At 69.1% G+C, this 14,830-nt stretch carries 15 protein-coding genes; 6 read left to right on the top strand and 9 right to left on the bottom strand.

The features are described from left to right. Positions 1 to 29: 29 nt before the first annotated feature. A complete protein-coding gene (locus AB0B89_RS04445) occupies positions 30 to 1,652 on the top strand; it encodes a serine/threonine-protein kinase (RefSeq protein WP_358547982.1) in 1,623 nt (540 codons plus the stop codon). Positions 1,653 to 1,687: 35 nt separating this feature from the next. On the opposite strand, the gene AB0B89_RS04440 is transcribed toward AB0B89_RS04445, so the two are convergent. After that, complete coding sequence (locus AB0B89_RS04440) at positions 1,688 to 2,272, bottom strand: superoxide dismutase family protein (protein ID WP_358547979.1); 585 nt, start codon at positions 2,270 to 2,272, stop codon at positions 1,688 to 1,690. A 692-nt stretch (positions 2,273 to 2,964) separates the two neighbouring features. Here AB0B89_RS04440 and AB0B89_RS04435 point away from each other — a divergent pair. From AB0B89_RS04435 to AB0B89_RS04425, 3 genes are all read left to right on the top strand, one after another. Continuing rightward, on the top strand, positions 2,965 to 3,159 hold the full coding sequence (locus AB0B89_RS04435) for a hypothetical protein (protein WP_358547976.1): 195 nt from the start codon (positions 2,965 to 2,967) through the stop codon (positions 3,157 to 3,159). A 151-nt stretch (positions 3,160 to 3,310) separates the two neighbouring features. Continuing rightward, complete coding sequence (locus AB0B89_RS04430) at positions 3,311 to 3,841, top strand: helix-turn-helix transcriptional regulator (protein ID WP_358547973.1); 531 nt, start codon at positions 3,311 to 3,313, stop codon at positions 3,839 to 3,841. Next, positions 3,841 to 4,305 carry a hypothetical protein gene (locus AB0B89_RS04425; RefSeq protein ID WP_358547971.1) on the top strand — a complete coding sequence of 155 codons (465 nt, stop codon included), beginning with the start codon at positions 3,841 to 3,843 and terminating at the stop codon, positions 4,303 to 4,305. Before AB0B89_RS04430 ends, AB0B89_RS04425 begins: the two co-directional genes overlap by 1 nt. 50 nt (positions 4,306 to 4,355) lie before the next feature. Here the strand turns inward: AB0B89_RS04425 and AB0B89_RS04420 are convergent, their stop codons facing one another. The 8 genes from AB0B89_RS04420 to AB0B89_RS04385 all read right to left on the bottom strand — a co-directional run bounded on the left by AB0B89_RS04420 (position 4,356) and on the right by AB0B89_RS04385 (position 13,025). Beyond that, a complete protein-coding gene (locus AB0B89_RS04420; RefSeq protein WP_358547968.1) occupies positions 4,356 to 5,201 on the bottom strand; it encodes an amidohydrolase family protein in 846 nt (281 codons plus the stop codon). A gap of 28 nt (positions 5,202 to 5,229) precedes the next feature. Next, positions 5,230 to 6,207 (bottom strand): aldo/keto reductase, encoded by a 978-nt coding sequence (locus AB0B89_RS04415; protein WP_358547966.1) that lies wholly within the window; start codon positions 6,205 to 6,207, stop codon positions 5,230 to 5,232. Between the two features lie 130 nt (positions 6,208 to 6,337). After that, on the bottom strand, positions 6,338 to 7,381 hold the full coding sequence (locus AB0B89_RS04410) for an ABC transporter permease (RefSeq protein WP_358547963.1): 1,044 nt from the start codon (positions 7,379 to 7,381) through the stop codon (positions 6,338 to 6,340). Then, positions 7,378 to 8,877 carry a sugar ABC transporter ATP-binding protein gene (locus AB0B89_RS04405; RefSeq protein WP_358547960.1) on the bottom strand — a complete coding sequence of 500 codons (1,500 nt, stop codon included), beginning with the start codon at positions 8,875 to 8,877 and terminating at the stop codon, positions 7,378 to 7,380. The genes AB0B89_RS04410 and AB0B89_RS04405 overlap by 4 nt, the downstream gene beginning before the upstream one ends. After that, entirely contained in the window at positions 8,877 to 9,908 is a 1,032-nt protein-coding gene (locus tag AB0B89_RS04400; protein WP_358547957.1) for a sugar ABC transporter substrate-binding protein, read from the bottom strand. The genes AB0B89_RS04405 and AB0B89_RS04400 overlap by 1 nt, the downstream gene beginning before the upstream one ends. A gap of 142 nt (positions 9,909 to 10,050) precedes the next feature. Beyond that, positions 10,051 to 10,797 (bottom strand): SDR family oxidoreductase, encoded by a 747-nt coding sequence (locus tag AB0B89_RS04395; protein WP_358547954.1) that lies wholly within the window; start codon positions 10,795 to 10,797, stop codon positions 10,051 to 10,053. A 39-nt stretch (positions 10,798 to 10,836) separates the two neighbouring features. Next, positions 10,837 to 12,150: an L-fuconate dehydratase gene (locus tag AB0B89_RS04390; RefSeq protein ID WP_358547951.1), complete on the bottom strand. Its 1,314-nt coding sequence runs from the start codon at positions 12,148 to 12,150 to the stop codon at positions 10,837 to 10,839. Beyond that, positions 12,147 to 13,025: a fumarylacetoacetate hydrolase family protein gene (locus AB0B89_RS04385; RefSeq protein WP_358547948.1), complete on the bottom strand. Its 879-nt coding sequence runs from the start codon at positions 13,023 to 13,025 to the stop codon at positions 12,147 to 12,149. The genes AB0B89_RS04390 and AB0B89_RS04385 overlap by 4 nt, the downstream gene beginning before the upstream one ends. A 284-nt stretch (positions 13,026 to 13,309) precedes the next feature. On the opposite strand from AB0B89_RS04385, the gene AB0B89_RS04380 reads away from it, so the two are divergent. Continuing rightward, positions 13,310 to 14,512, top strand: a complete 1,203-nt coding sequence (locus tag AB0B89_RS04380) for a cytochrome P450 (RefSeq protein WP_358547945.1) — start codon at positions 13,310 to 13,312, stop codon at positions 14,510 to 14,512. Between the two features lie 204 nt (positions 14,513 to 14,716). Next, on the top strand, positions 14,717 to 14,830 hold a 114-nt coding region (locus AB0B89_RS04375; protein ID WP_358548120.1), incomplete at its 3' end, for a BTAD domain-containing putative transcriptional regulator.

Below are 14,830 nucleotides of genomic sequence, written 5' to 3'. Positions count from 1 at the left end.
GAAGGTGCCACATCTGGTAGGGATTGCACATGTCTCACCTGGCCCCCCTCCGCGCCGAAGACCCCGAGCAACTCGGTAGCTACCGGCTGGAGGGACGGCTCGGAAGGGGCGGCCAGGGGGTCGTGTTCCTCGGCCGCTCCCCCGACGATTCCCCCGTCGCGGTGAAGCTGATGCACTCACGGCTGGACGAGGAGAAGTCGCGCCGCCGGTTCATCGGCGAGGTCGAGGCGGTGCGGCGGGTGGCGCCGTTCTGCACCGCCCAGGTGCTGGACGCCGACCTCGACGGCGACCGGCCGTACATCGTCAGCGAGTACGTGGACGGTCTCTCGCTCCAGCAGCACATCACGACGGAGGGCCCCCGTACGGGCGGCTCGCTCGACCGCCTGGCCGTCGGCACCGCCACCGCGCTGGCGGCCATCCACGGCGCGGGCGTCGTCCATCGTGACTTCAAGCCGGGGAACGTCCTGCTCGGCCCCGACGGGCCGCGCGTCATCGACTTCGGCGTATCGCGGCTGATGAACACCACGGCCACCACGGGGAGGGTGCCGATCGGCACGCCCGCCTACCTGTCGCCGGAACAGCTCAAGGGTGAGCGCGCCGGGCCCTCGGCGGACATGTTCGGATGGGCTCTCACGGTCGCCTTCACCGCCAGCGGCCGGCACGCGTACGCCGCCGACTCCTTCGAGGCGACCCTGGGCCGCATCCTGTTCGGCGAGGCCGACCTCGACGCGCTCACCGGGCCCCTGCGCGAAATCGTGGTCGCCTGCCTGGCCGAGGACCCGTCCCTGCGGCCGAGCGCCGATGATGTGCTGCGTCGCCTCCTCGGCCAGGGTGCGGCGCCCCTCCCGGCCCAGTCGCCCGGCGAGGTGCTGGAAACCGGCGCCTCCCTGGCCTCACAGCCCCCCTCCACCGTGGACGACGGCCCGGCGACACTCCCCTTCACCCCCGAAGACGACCACCACCCCGTCACCCCGGCCGAGGCCCCCCACCAGGGCCCCTCAACGCTCACCTTCACCCCGTTGGAACCCGGCCACGACGGCCCCTCGACCCTGACCTTCACCCCCGAGGACGACCACCACCAGGGCCCCTCGACCCTCACCTTCGCACCGCGGACCGCCGGTCACGAGGGTTTGGCCACCGTCACCTCAGGGCGGGAGGTAGGCGGTCATGGCCACCCGGAGACCAGCCCCGGTCTCGCGGCCCGTCCGGCCACCAGGTGGCGCGCACTCGTCGCCGTGGTCGCCGTCCTCTCGGCCGCGGCGATCGGGGTCACGCTGTGGGCGGCGGACCTCGTCACTACGAGGGACGCCTCTCCGGGTGCGCCCGCCGGCTTCACGTACGCGGGCCGGTGGACCGGCAGCGCCCAGCATCCGACCGCCGGGCGGGTGTTCCCCGTGGAGATCTGGCTGAAGGGCGCCACAGGGCCGGGGACCATGCGGTGGGGTGCGGACCTGCACTGCACGGGCCGGCTGACCAGGCTCGAAGGACAGGCCACGACGGCGGCCTTCCGGCTCGACCAGGTGCGGGGCGACCAGTGCTACCCCAGCACGGTGGAGATCTCCCCCGAGGGTTCCGACCAGGTGGCCTTCAGCGTCACCCGACCGGGCGAGACATCCTCCCGCTACACCGGCACCGCCTCCCGATCCTCCTGACCACGCCCACCCGTGCCCCCGTCCCCGGCCGCGTCTCAGAAACCGACGTCGACGCAGGCGAGGCGGGCGCCCGCCTGGCCGGCGTGACCTGCTCCGGTGTGGGTGTGCTCGGCATGGATCACGACCGACTGCGGATGCCGGTCGGTGAACTTCCTGTCCATCGCCGCGCGCGACGATCCATTGCCCTGGGCATCGGTCGTGAAGTCCAGCCAGATCTCGTTACGCGCGTTCGCGTACTTGGGGTCGGTGGAGGGAGTGACGGGATCCTGCGTGTGCTGGTAGTGCGGCCCCGCGTCGTCGCCCTTCGCTCCGCACTTGTTGTTGTGCACGTGCGCGCCGTACTTGCGGTTCGGAAGAAGCCCATGCGCCTTCAACTGCACGTAAGCGAGCGCGTCCCCCGAGGCCACGTACGCCACGGCCGCCGCGGCACCGGCGGGAACGAGTTTCTGGTCGTAGGTGACGGCCACCTGCCCCGGCACATACGCCCCAAATCTCCCCAGCGCCAGTACCGGCTCCGAACCAGTGCTCACAGGCTCCGCCTGAGCTTTCGCGACCAAGGCGCCCGTATCAAGCAACGCCAACGGCAGCAACATGGCCGCGACCCCATTGCGCACCACCATTATGAGATCTCCCCCGCTTTATTCAGACCGCCCCTTCGGCAGCATTTTCAGATATACCCGACATCGGGCTAATTTCAGCCAATACCACGCTAAAAGTACGCAATCACCAGCCACGTCGACCAGAGGCCACCCCCGGACCCTTCCGAGCGCTCCACCCCTGGAATGGACATCGACGATCGCGGGAACCCCGATCGACCAGCCCCAGCGAACGCACCGGCAACGACACCCTGGCGATCAAGCCCACCCGATCCGGAGCGACGGCGGCATCGGATCAGGACCGACTCATGGTCTTACAGGCGAACCTCGCGTCAGAACGCCGCGGCAGCGATGACAGATCAACCAGGCAATATACCCAGGTACCAAATTTCGGCAATCCACAAGACACAATATCGGGCGCCGCTTACTCCCCCAAACCTAGGCAGTGCCAAACCCGACGGCCAGCGGCAGCAATGCGTTCGTACGAGTGCGCATACAGAACATTCCACTACAAGGCGGCTAATTAGCCCCTGCGGGAGCCCTGGAATCCAGGGCATTAGCGGCAATCGAGCACACCATCGCAATCTTCTGTGTCAAGGTTGATCCTTTGACTTCTACTGAAGACAAGCGGCCCCCCAGGAGGTACAGTTTTGACTGTACAGCGAAGCGCGTGTCCCGATTGCGGTCGCATCTACTACGAACGGGGGTCGGCCAAGATGATCGAGGCGGCACGCACCCGTGAAGGAGAGGCCAGGGCCGACGCGTTCATCGCGAGGCTCGAAAAATCGCGCAGCCAGAAGGACGCGAAACGGCTCGCCGATATCCTCGTGAGATTCGAGCGATATGCATACACAGGCTCGCTCGCCATTCCTCGTGAGCTCAACGACCTTCGTGATGGCATAAAGAGATAAAAGCGGGCGATGTCCGGCTGCCATTTTTCGACGTCCCCGCCTCCCCTGCCAACGCCATCCGTATCACCAGCGGGTTCCTCAAGAGGTCGTTGAAGACACCGAGGATGCATATAGACGAGGCCATCTGGGTGAGGAAGGAGGATCTGGCGTCGTGAGAAACCTGTATGAGCGGTTCGCGGCCACCACAAGGGGTGCCAGAGCTCTGGCAGCGGCCCGGCTCCGTCATGAAGTTCTCTCGATTCTCCATCAGGCCCTGGAGTTGTTCGGGGGTTCGCAGAGTGATCTCGCCAAGCGGCTCGGGTTTCGTCGTTCGGCCGTAAACCAGGTCTTCCGCGGAGACGGAAACCTCCGGATAGACACCCTCGCGGACTACCTGCACGCCATGGGGTTCGAAGCGGACATCCGACTGGTGCCCGCGGGTGAGCCACGACGCGCCGCGGTCGAGCAACGTGCCGTACGCCCGGTGAGCCACGATTGGCGTGTCAAGCGCCCTCAGGCCACCTCATCCGGCGTCTTCCTGACGGGCGAGGCCGAGGGGCGCCCCCTGCTGATCCAATGGAAGTCGGCACCCATCGGAAGCACGGAGAGCATCCGGCTGGAGGCCGAAGTACACCCCATGGATCCACGAGTTCCCTCTCCGGACCAGTACATCTCTCTCGGCACGAGCTCGCTGGTGACGTGATGAGCGAGCACGCGGGAGAAGACCCCGCCGATCTCGTCAAGAGGATCAGCGACCGCGTCGAGTTGCAGGACATCGCGCCCGTGGCCTTCTCCGGGGAGAGGCTGAAGCCTGGGAGCGGGTCCAGGCTTCAGCTGGAGCTCCGCGCGGCGGCCGCCACCGCCGACGGCTCCCTTTCCTACAAGTTCGACCTGACCGGCGAGGTCCTGGACGACGATGACGAGACCGTTGTCACGTTCGCCATATCGATGGTGGTGACCTACGGCCCCCGTGACTCCGGCCGGGAGGCCGCGTTCACCGAAGGCACCCCCTCGCTAAAGGTGTTCGGTGACCAGGTTGCCTGGGTGGAGGTGTACCCCTACATGCGTGAGGGACTGCAGACGGTCCTGGGCCGCCTGCGCGTACACGGCTTCCAGTTGCCGATGCTCCGTCCTGCCCGTGGCCTCAAACCGGATGTCACCGGCTAGGAAGAGACCCCGCACCTTTCCCTTTCGGTTCGCGCGGACCGGGACCCCGATCAAACACGCAAGGCGTACGCCGTCTGCGCTGTGGTGGTGAAGAACTGTTCGCGCTCGTTCTCACTGAGGGCGGTGGTGAGCGCGCGGGCCAGGTCGGTCACCTGTCCGTACGATGCGGCGAGTTCGCAGACGGGCCAGTCTGAGCCGAACATCACGCGGTCGGGGCCGAAGCACGACAGCACGTGGTCGGCGTAGGGGGCGACGCGGGGGGAGTCCCAGTCGGTCCAGGTGGCCTCGGTGACCAGGCCGGACAGCTTGCAGGTCACGTTGGGCGACTCGGCGATGGCCTTGATCCCGCTCGCCCACGGCTCGGTGGCGCCCGACGCGATCGGGGGCTTGGCCGCGTGGTCGAGCACGAAGCGGACCCCCGGCAGGTCCCTGACGATCTCTATGGCCGCCGGGAGCTGCGGCGTGAGCACGAGCAGGTCGTACGCGAGCCCGGCCTGACCCACCGCACGGATGCCGTGCCGTACGTCCGGGCGGGAGAGCCACGCGGGATCCGGCTCGTCCTGCACGGCGTGCCGGATGCCGGCCAGCAGGTCGCCGCCCGGGCCGGTGCGCAGCCGCATGAGCTCGTCGGCGACGCCGGGATCGGTCAGGTCCACCCACCCGACGACCCCCGCTATCAGCCCGCCCGACGCGGCGGCGGTCGCCAGGAACTCCTCGGTCTCCTCGGCCGAGCTGGTCGTCTGGACCAGAACCGTGCGTTCGACGCCCGCCGCCGTGGTCTCGCGCCGCAGGTCGTCGATGCCGTACGGCCTGCGCAGCGGCGCGAGCGCCTCGCCCGCCATCCACGGGTACTCGCGGCGCGTGGTGTCCCACAGGTGGTGGTGCGCGTCGATCATCGATGGGTCTCCATGGTCGGGTCGGCGATCATCGGTGGGGGTGCGTGGCCGGGGCGGGGATCAGGGATTCGTCGGCGAGGGCGGTCCACAGGGCGGCGGGGACCGGGGTCGTGGCCAGGGCGGCGTTGCGCTCGACCTCCTTGGCCGATCGGGCGCCGGCGACCACGCAGGTCACGGCCGGGTGCCGCGCGGGGAAGGCCAGGGCCGCCTGCGGGAGCGTCACGTCGTACCGCTCGCAGACGGCGGCGATGCGCCGTGTCCGCTCGACCAGGTCACTCGGCGCGGGCCCGTAGTCGTACGTGCCTGTGGCGTCGTGCGTGGCGAGCAGCCCGCTGTTGAACACCGCCGCCGCGAACACCGACACACCGCGCGCCTCGCAGAGTGGCAGCAGTTCCGCCGCGCCCGACTGGTCGAGCAGGGTGTAGCGCCCGGCGAGCATGACCAGGTCGAGGTCGGTCTCCTTGACAAAGCGCGCCGGGAGCTCCCATTGGTTCATGCCGACCCCGATCGCCTTGATCACGCCCTCGTCGCGGAGCTCGGCCAGCGCCGGGTAGGCCTCGCCGGCCGCCTCCGCCCAGTGGTCGTCGGGGTCGTGGATCAGGACGATGTCGAGCGAGTCGTGTCCCAGGCGTTCGAGACTCTCGTCGATCGAGCGGCGTACCCCGTCGCGGGAGAAGTCCCAGACCCTGCGGTATGCCGCGGGCACGTCGAATCCCTGGTCGTCGCGCCCGCCGGCCGAGAAGGGCACCAGCAGCCTGCCCACCTTGGTGGACAGCGTGTACGCCTCACGCGGCCTGTCGCGGAGCGCGGCGCCGAGACGGCGCTCGGAGAGCCCGAGCCCGTAGTGCGGGGCGGTGTCGAAGTAGCGGACCCCGGCGGCCCAGGCCGCCTCGACCGTCTCCCCGGCCTGTTCGTCGCTGATCGCCGAGAACAGGTTGCCGATCGGCGCGGTGCCAAGCCCGAACGCGGTCACCCGGGCTCCCCGGCCGACGATCCCGTGCTCCACTCACGTCTCCTTCGTCATCGGACCGGCCTCCACGAGCGGCATCCATCGGATCCCGGCCTGAGCCGGGTGCGCAGGGCGAGGCACTGCGTCACGACGTCCCTCGCTTCCTTGTACGTGCGGCCCGGCCCACCTAGTCCTGCGCCTTTCCGCTGGTCACCCGGGCCAGCATCAGGGCGACGAGGATGATTCCTCCGTAGATGGCCTGGATCCACTGCGCCGAGACGCCGGCCAGCGTGAGGATGTTGTTGATCAGGCCGAGCACCAGCACGCCAGAGAGCGCGCCGAACAACGTGCCCTTGCCGCCGTCGAGGCTGACCCCGCCGATGACCGCCGCGGCGAACACCGTGAAGATCATGCCGTCGCCCTGGGCGGCCGACACCGAGCCGAGCCGGCCGGTCATCAGCAGCCCCGAAAGGGCCGCGAGCAACCCGCCGATCATGAACACCACCCAGACCACCCGGTCGGTACGTACGCCCGCCGCGCGGGCCGCGTCGACGTTGCCGCCGATGGCGTAGATCGACCGGCCGTGCCGGAAATATCCGAGGGTGACGATGCCGGCGAGGTAGGCGACCCCGCAGATCCAGATCGACGCCGGAAGCCCGAGCCAGCGCGCGTTGCCGAGGTACAGGAACGATTCGGGCAGCGCGAACAGGTTCTGCCCGCCGGTGAAACCGATCTGCAGGCCGCGCAGCACGATCAGCATGCCCAGCGTCACGATGAACGCCGACAGCTTGAACCGCAGGATCAGCAGCCCGTTGAAGGCGCCGATGAGCACGCCGATCAGCAGGCAGATCGGGATCCCGAGCGCGGCCGGCCAGTCGGTGCCGAGGCCGTTGGAGGCCGCCGGGATGACCAGCCCGACGCCCAGCGCGGGGGCGAGCCCCACGGTGGACTCCAGTGACAGGTCGAACTTACCGGCGATGAGGATCATCGCTTCCGCCAGCACCAGCAGGGACAGCTCGGTCTGCTGCTGGAGCACGTTGGTGAGGTTGTCGCCGCTGAGGAACGCCGGTTCGAGCAGCGCGCCTACGACCATCAGAACCAGGATGGCGGGAACGAGCGCGAGGTCGCGGAACCGCGCGAGCCGCACCACGGGCGGTCCCGAACGCGTCTTGCCCGCAGAGCCGGGGGGTCCGCCCGGTGTGCCGGGTGAGGCCACGGTCGTTTCAGTCATCGTGCGTCGACACCTTCCATGACCGCCACGAGCTCGGCGTCGGCCCAGCCCCGTGGCACTTCCTTGACCACCCGGCCGTGGAACATCACCACGACCCTGTCGCAGATGCGCAGGTCGTCCAGCTCGTCGGAGACCAGCACGGCTCCCGCGCCCCGTTCTGCGGCGTCCTCGACGGCGCCGAGCAGCGCCTGCTTCGCCCGCACGTCCACCCCCGAGGTCGGGTTGATCACGACGAGCGCCGTCGGGTCGTCCGCGAGCGCGCGCGCCATGACCACCTTCTGCGCGTTCCCCCCGGAGAGATCCCCGACGGGCTGGGACGGGCCGGTGGTCTTGATGGCCAGCTCGTCGATCATCCGCTCGGCCCTCGCCCGCCGCGCGGCCGGGGAGACCGCTCCGAACCGTCCCAGCTTGTGGGCGATCGGAAGGGTCGCGTTCTCGGCGATGGAGAGCAACGGCACGAAGCCCTCCTTATGACGGTCCTCGGGGACGAACCCGAGCCCCGCGCGCAGCGCCGAGGTGACGTCCCCGGGGCGGGGACGGCCCCCGTTGATCGTCACCTGACCGCTGTCGGCGGCCTGCAGGCCGACCAGCGTCTCCGCCAGGCCGATCTTGCCGCTGCTGCCCGAGCCGGCGAGCCCGACGATCTCCCCTGCGCGGACGGTGAGGTCCACGTCCTGGTAGCGCCCGGCCAGCGACAGCTTCTCCGCGCTGAGCACGACCTTCGCCCTGGCGTCGGCCGTACGGGCGCGGGCCTGGTAGCCGGCGGCGGCCTCCCCTGTCATGGCCGCGACCAGCTCGTCATGCGGAAGCTCGCCGACGGCGCTGGTGAGGATGTGCCGGGCGTCGCGGAAGACCGTGACCGACTGGCACACCTCGTACACCTCCTCCAGGTGGTGCGAGATGAACATCATCGTCACGCCCTGGGCCCGCAATGCCCGCATCCGGTCGAAGAGCCGCTCGATGGCCGGGCCGTCGAGCCGCGCGGTCGGCTCGTCCAGGATGATGAACCGCGCGCCGAACGACAGCGCACGGGCGATCTCCAGGAGCTGGCGCTGCTCGACGTCGAGGTCGCCCGCGAGGCGGCCGGCGTCGACGTCCACGCCGTACTGGTCGAGCAGGTCGCGGGCGCGGGCCCGCAGCGAGCGCCAGTTGATCGGGCCGTGGGCCGCCTGGCGGTTGAGGAAGAGGTTCTCCGCGACGGTGAGCGTGGGGATGATCGTGGACTTCTGGTAGACGCAGGCGACCTGCCCGCGCCAGCCGTCACGGTCCGCGATGCCGGGGGCGGGGCCGCCCTGGAAGAGCACCTCGCCCTGGTCGGGACGCTGGAGGCCGGTGAGGATCGAGACCAGCGTCGACTTGCCGGCCCCGTTCCGGCCGACCAGCGCGTGGGTCTCGCCCTGTCCGATGACGATCCCCACGTCGTCGAGTGCCGTCGTCGGCCCGAAGCGCTTGGTGACGCTCCGGGCCTCCACGGCCGGGGTGGTGGATTCCGGCATCACTTGACCTGGTTGCCCCAGAGGTTGCGGTCGTCGACGTTGTCCTTGGTGACCAGCGGCGCGGGGAGCTGGTCCTCCAGCCGGCCGCCGCCCACGTCGACGATCGTGCTGTCGTGGTCGGTCTTCCCGGGAGCGAAGGCCTTGCCCTCAAGCGCCGCCTTGGCGTACGAGAGCGCCCACTTGGCGTACAGGTCGGCGGGCTGGGACACCGTGGCGTCGATCTCGCCGTCCCGGATGGCCTGGAACTCCTGCGGGATGCCGTCGTTGGAGACGATGAAGATGTGCTTGGGGTCGGTCGGCGGCACCAGGAGGTTCTTGGACTTCAGCAGTTGCAGGGTCGGGGCGAGGAACACGCCGCCGGCCTGCATGTAGATGCCGTTGATGTCGGGGTGCTGGGTGAGGCGGGTCTGCAACGCGGCCGAGGCCTTGGTGCCCTCCCACTCGGTCGGCTCGGCGAAGACCGTGATGCCCGGGTAGTTCGCCTTCATGCACTCGGCGAACGCCTCCGAGCGGTCACGGCCGTTGACCGACGCCAGCGACCCCTGGAACTCGACGACCTTGCCCTTGCCCTTCAACTGCTCACCGAGGAACTTGCAGGCCTTCTCGCCGTACGCCCGGTTGTCGGCGCGGACCACCATGAAGGTCTCGCCCTTGTCGGGCCGGGTGTCCACGGTGACGACCGGGATCTTCTTGCTCGCGAGCTGGTCGAGCGTGGTGGCGATCGCCCCGGTGTCCTGCGGGGCCATGACGATGGCCTTCGCGCCCTGGCTCACCAGCGCCTGGGTGTTGGACACCAGCTTGGACACGTCGTTCTGGGAGTTGGTGGGCGGCATCAGGTCCATGCCGAGCTCGCTCGCCAGCTTGGGGACGTACTTGTTGTAGGAGTTCCAGAAGTCCGAGTCGGCGCGGGGGAAGTCGACGCCGACCTTGCCACCGGTGGCGGCGGAACCGGCCCCGGCGGAGGCCGAGGGGGTCGCCGAGCCGGTGGACCCGCATGCCGACAGCGTCATGGTGACCGCGAAAAGAGCCACGCACGTGGCCGACGATCGTATTTTCACTTGTCGCCTCTATTCAACGGGAGTTGGGGGGGCGGGACGCTCCTGAGAGCGGCCCGGGTCTGTCTCATCTGTTGAGCCGCCGGTCGGGTCTCCGGCGCCAGGGGCTTGATGAACCCTAGGACTTCGGGCGGGGGCGTAGCCCGTGCATGCCGCCGTCGACGGCCAGCACGGTGCCTGTCGTACCGCTCGCGAGGGGGCTCGCCAGGTACGCGATCGCGGCGGCCACCTCCTCGGCGCTCACGAGCCGCCCCATGGGCTGGCGCCGCTCCAGCGCCCGGCGTTCGGCGTCGGGATCCGGCGCGGCGGCGAGCAGTCGCTGCACCCACGGAGTGTCGGCGGTGCCCGGGTTGACGCAGTTGACCCGGATGCCCTCCACGAGGTGGTCGGTCGCCATGGCCAGCGTGAGCGACAGGATGGCGCCCTTGGACGCGCTGTAGAGCGCCCGGTTGGGCAGACCGGCGGTGGCCGCGATCGAGCAGGTGTTGACCACGGACGCGTGGGCGGACTCCCGCAGGTACGGCAGCGCCGCCCGCGTCACCCGGACGATGCCGAGGAGGTTCACGTCGAGGACGCGGAACCACTCCTCGTCGGGGTTCTGCTCGATCGTGCCCGCCGCGCCGATTCCGGCGTTGTTGACCAGGATGTCGATGCCGCCCAGGCGCTCCGCCGCGCCGGCGACCGCCGCGCGCACCCCGGCGTCGTCGGTGACGTCTGCCTTGACGCCGAAGAAGGGATCGCCCGGCGGGTTGACGTCCAGGCATGCCACCCGGGCACCCCGGTCGGCGAGCAGGGTCGCCGTCGCGAGGCCGATGCCGGAACCGCCGCCGGTGACCAGCGCGGTGAGTCCGCCGAACTCACTCATCTGACTTCTCCATCTCTTCCTCCGGCACTTTCTCCGGCCTCACGCCGACTCCAGAGCGCCGCTCTCCGCGACGGCCCAGACGGGCCCCTCGGGGAACGTGTAGTCGGCGATCGACTGCGGGCGAATCGTGGCACTGAAACCGGGTGCCAGGGGAGCCCTGTAGCGGCCGTTCTCGATCACGACGGGGTCGACGAAGTGCTCGTGCAGGTGGTCGACGAACTCGATCACCCGGTTCTCCAGACTGCCGCTGACCGCCACGTAGTCGAACATCGCCAGGTGCTGCACCAGCTCGCAGAGGCCGACGCCTCCGGCGTGCGGGCAGACGGGCATCCCGAACTTGGCCGCGAGCAGCAGGATCGCGACGTTCTCGTTCACACCGCCCACCCGGGCGGAGTCGAGCTGGACGATCGAGAGCGAGCCGGCCTGCAGCATCTGCTTGAAGACCACACGGTTCTGGACGTGCTCGCCGGTGGCCACCTTGATCGGCGCGAGCGCCCGCGCGATCGTGGCGTGGCCGAGGACGTCGTCGGGGCTCGTCGGCTCCTCGACCCAGTACGGGTCGAACTCCTTGAGCGCGTTGACCCAGGTGATGGCCGAGCCGACGTCCCAGCGCTGGTTGGCGTCGATCGCGATGCGGAACCGGGGCCCGCAGACCTCGCGGGCGATGCGCATCCGCCGCCTGTCGTCCTCCAGATCGGCTCCGACCTTCAGCTTGATCTGGGTGAACCCCTGTTCGAGCGCCTCCTTGCACAGGCGGCGCAGCTTGTCGTCGTCGTACCCGAGCCAGCCCGGCGAGGTGGTGTAGGCGGCGTAGCCCTCGGCCTTGAGGCGGCTGATCCGCTCCTGCCGTCCGGGCTCGGCTCTCTGGAGGATGCCGAGCGCCTCTTCGGGGGTCAGCGCGTCGCTGAGGTAGCGGAAGTCGACCAGGGAGACGAGGTCCTCGGGGGACATCTCGCCCAGGAGCAGCCACAGGGGCTTGCCCTCGATCTTGGCCTTGGCGTCCCATAGCGCGTTGACGACCGCGGAGATCGCCATGTGCATGACGCCCTTCTCCGGGCCGAGCCAGCGGAGCTGGGAGTCGTACACCATCTCCTTGTAGAGCGCGCCGAGGTCGTCGAGCCGCCTGCCCACCACGAACGGCGCGAGGGCCCTGATCGCCGTGGTCTCGATGTCGTTGCCCCGGCCGATGGTGAACGCGAACCCGTGCCCCTCGACGCCGGTGTCGGTCCGCAGGACCACGTACGCGGCGGAGTAGTCGGGGTCGGGGTTCATCGCGTCGGAGCCGTCGAGCTGCCTTGAGGTGGGAAACCGGATGTCGTGGGTGTCCAGCGCGACGATCAGGGGGCCGCTCATGCCTGTCCCACGATCTGGCGCTGCCGTCCGAGGCCGTCGATCTCCAGCTCCATCACGTCGCCGCTCCTGAGGTAGGGCTGGCCGGGCATCCCGAGCGCCACACCGGCGGGCGTGCCGGTGTTGATCACGTCGCCGGGCTCCAGGACCATGAACCGGCTCAGGTAGCGCACGACCTCCGCCACGCCGAAGATCATGTTCTTGGTGCCGCCGTCCTGCCGGACCTCGCCGTTGACCATGAGCCGGAGCCCAAGGTTCTGCGGGTCGGGCACCTCGTCGGCGGTGACGAGCCAGGGCCCGAGCGGGTTGAAGGTCTCGCACGACTTGCCCTTGTCCCACTGGCCGCCGCGCTCAAGCTGGAACTCCCGCTCGGAGACGTCGTTGGAGATGGCGTACCCGGCGACGCAGTCGAGCGCCGCCTCCTGGGAGTCGAGGTAACGCGCGGTCTTCCCTATGACCACCGCGAGCTCGACCTCCCAGTCGGTCTTCACACTGCCACGCGGGATGAGGACCTCGTCGTTCGGCCCCACGATGGTGTTGGGGGCCTTCATGAAGATGATCGGCTCGGCGGGGATGGCCGCTCCGGTCTCCTCGGCGTGGTCGCGGTAGTTGAGGCCGACGCAGACGATCTTCCCCGGCCGCGCGACCGGCGCCCCGATGCGTCCTCCGAGCGCACCGGAGGCCGTGTCCACGCGGAGGAGCGGCAGCTCGTTCCTCCGCAACGCGTTCGCGACGCGCGCCGCCTGCCCCGAAGCGAAGAAGGCCCCGTCGAGGTCGGCTTCCTGGCCGAGCAGGCTTCGCAGGTCACGCGGATATCCGGTGTCGTCCAGGACCGCGGGACGCTCCTCTCCGGGTGGTCCGACTCGCAGTAGCTTCACGCGTCTCCTTCAATTCATCGGATGTCTTGAGAGAGAAGACTACGCGGAGATGGCCCAGCGTCAAGTACTTCGAGGTCAGGCGGCCTTATTCATCCGATCCCTATTTTCATTTCCGTACAATGTCCACTACGTCCGCACGGTGATGGGACGGACACTTTCCGCTGATCGGCGCGGCAGGCGCACCAGTGGCGGTCGCGCGACTTGACGTGCCCGCACACCCGTAATAGAACACGTTTCAGAAAACTGGTTCGGCCAAGCGCTTGATCGAAACCTCAGGTGGTCATATGGAAATCAACCTCGTCGACCAGGATCACTACGCGAGGGACGGTGTCCCGCACGAGCAGTTGAAGTGGCTGCGGGCCAACGATCCCGTCTTCTGGCACGAGGGGGATCCCCAGCTCGACTGGCCCGGGTTCTGGGCGGTCACCAAGCACGAGGACGTCGTCCACGTCTCCCGCAACTCCGAGCTCTTCTCCTCCAGCAAGAAGCTGGCCCTGTTCAACGAGATGCCCGAGGAGCAGCGCGAGCTCCAGCGGATGATGATGCTCAACCAGGATCCCCCCGACCACACCCGCAGGCGGTCGCTGGTCAACCGGGGCTTCACTCCGCGCCAGATGGGCGCCCTGGAGGAGCACATCCGCGAGATCTGCCACAACCTGATCGACGAGGCCACGGCCAAGGGCACGGTGGACTTCGTCACCGACGTGGCCGCGCCCCTCCCCCTGTACGTGATCTGCGAGCTGCTCGGGGCCCCCGTCGAGGACCGCAACAAGATCTTCGAGTGGTCGAACCGGATGATCGGGAGCGAGGACCCGGACTACGCCGGCACTCCCGAGGAAGGCGCGATGGCGGCCGGGGAGGTCTACGCGTACGCCAACCAGCTCGCCGCGCAGCGCCGCGAGCAGCCGCGCGACGACATCGTCACCAGGCTGCTCCAGCCCGCGGACAACGGCGAGGTGCTCAGCGAGGACGAGTTCGACCTGTTCGTGCTGCTCCTGGTCGTGGCGGGCAACGAGACCACGCGCAACGCGGCCTCCGGCGGCATGCTCACCCTCTTCGAGAACCCCGCGCAGTGGGAGCGGCTGGTACGCGACCCCTCGCTCGCGCGCACGGCCGCCGACGAGATCGTCCGGTGGGTGTCCCCGGTCAACCTCTTCCGGCGTACGGCGACCCGCGACACGACCATCAAGGACAAGCAGATCAAGGAAGGCGACAAGATCGTCGTCTTCTACTCCTCGGCCAACCGGGACGAGGACGTGTTCGCCGCGCCGACGAGCTTCGACATCGGCCGCGATCCCAACCCGCACATCGGGTTCGGGGGCGGCGGCGCCCACTTCTGCCTGGGCAACCACCTGGCCAAGCTGGAGCTTCGGGTGCTGTTCGAGGTCGTCGCCCAGCGCCTGCCCAACCTGCGCCAGGCCGGGGAGGCCAAGCGGCTGCGGTCGAACTTCATCAACGGCATCAAGACCCTCCCCGTGGAGGTCTGACCCACGTCGCCAGGCGCCGCCCGGGACGGGTCTCCTTCGAGCCCGCCGGATTAGGCGTCGCCCGGCGGCGTACTCCTCACGTCGTACGGGACATGAGGCCGCACGACGGACGACCTGGCGGGCCGTTTCGGCCAGCATCGCGGTAAACCACCCGATCGATGGAGGTATACCGTGCGCAGGGTCTATGCCGTCCTTGCCGGCCTCATGCTTTTCGCCGTCGTGGCCCTGCGCGAGCGCCTGCGCCGCCTGCGAGCCCACGCGCTCTACCAGGCAGGACGGCAGGCCGACGCCCTCGCCACGCTCGCCGAGGGGCGGCGG

It is taken from the genome of Sphaerisporangium sp. NPDC049002 (assembly GCF_040649355.1).
Lineage (GTDB): Bacteria > Actinomycetota > Actinomycetes > Streptosporangiales > Streptosporangiaceae > Sphaerisporangium.
The sequence above is the reverse complement of the archived record's forward strand: the minus strand, read 5'-3'. Positions and strand labels throughout refer to the sequence as shown.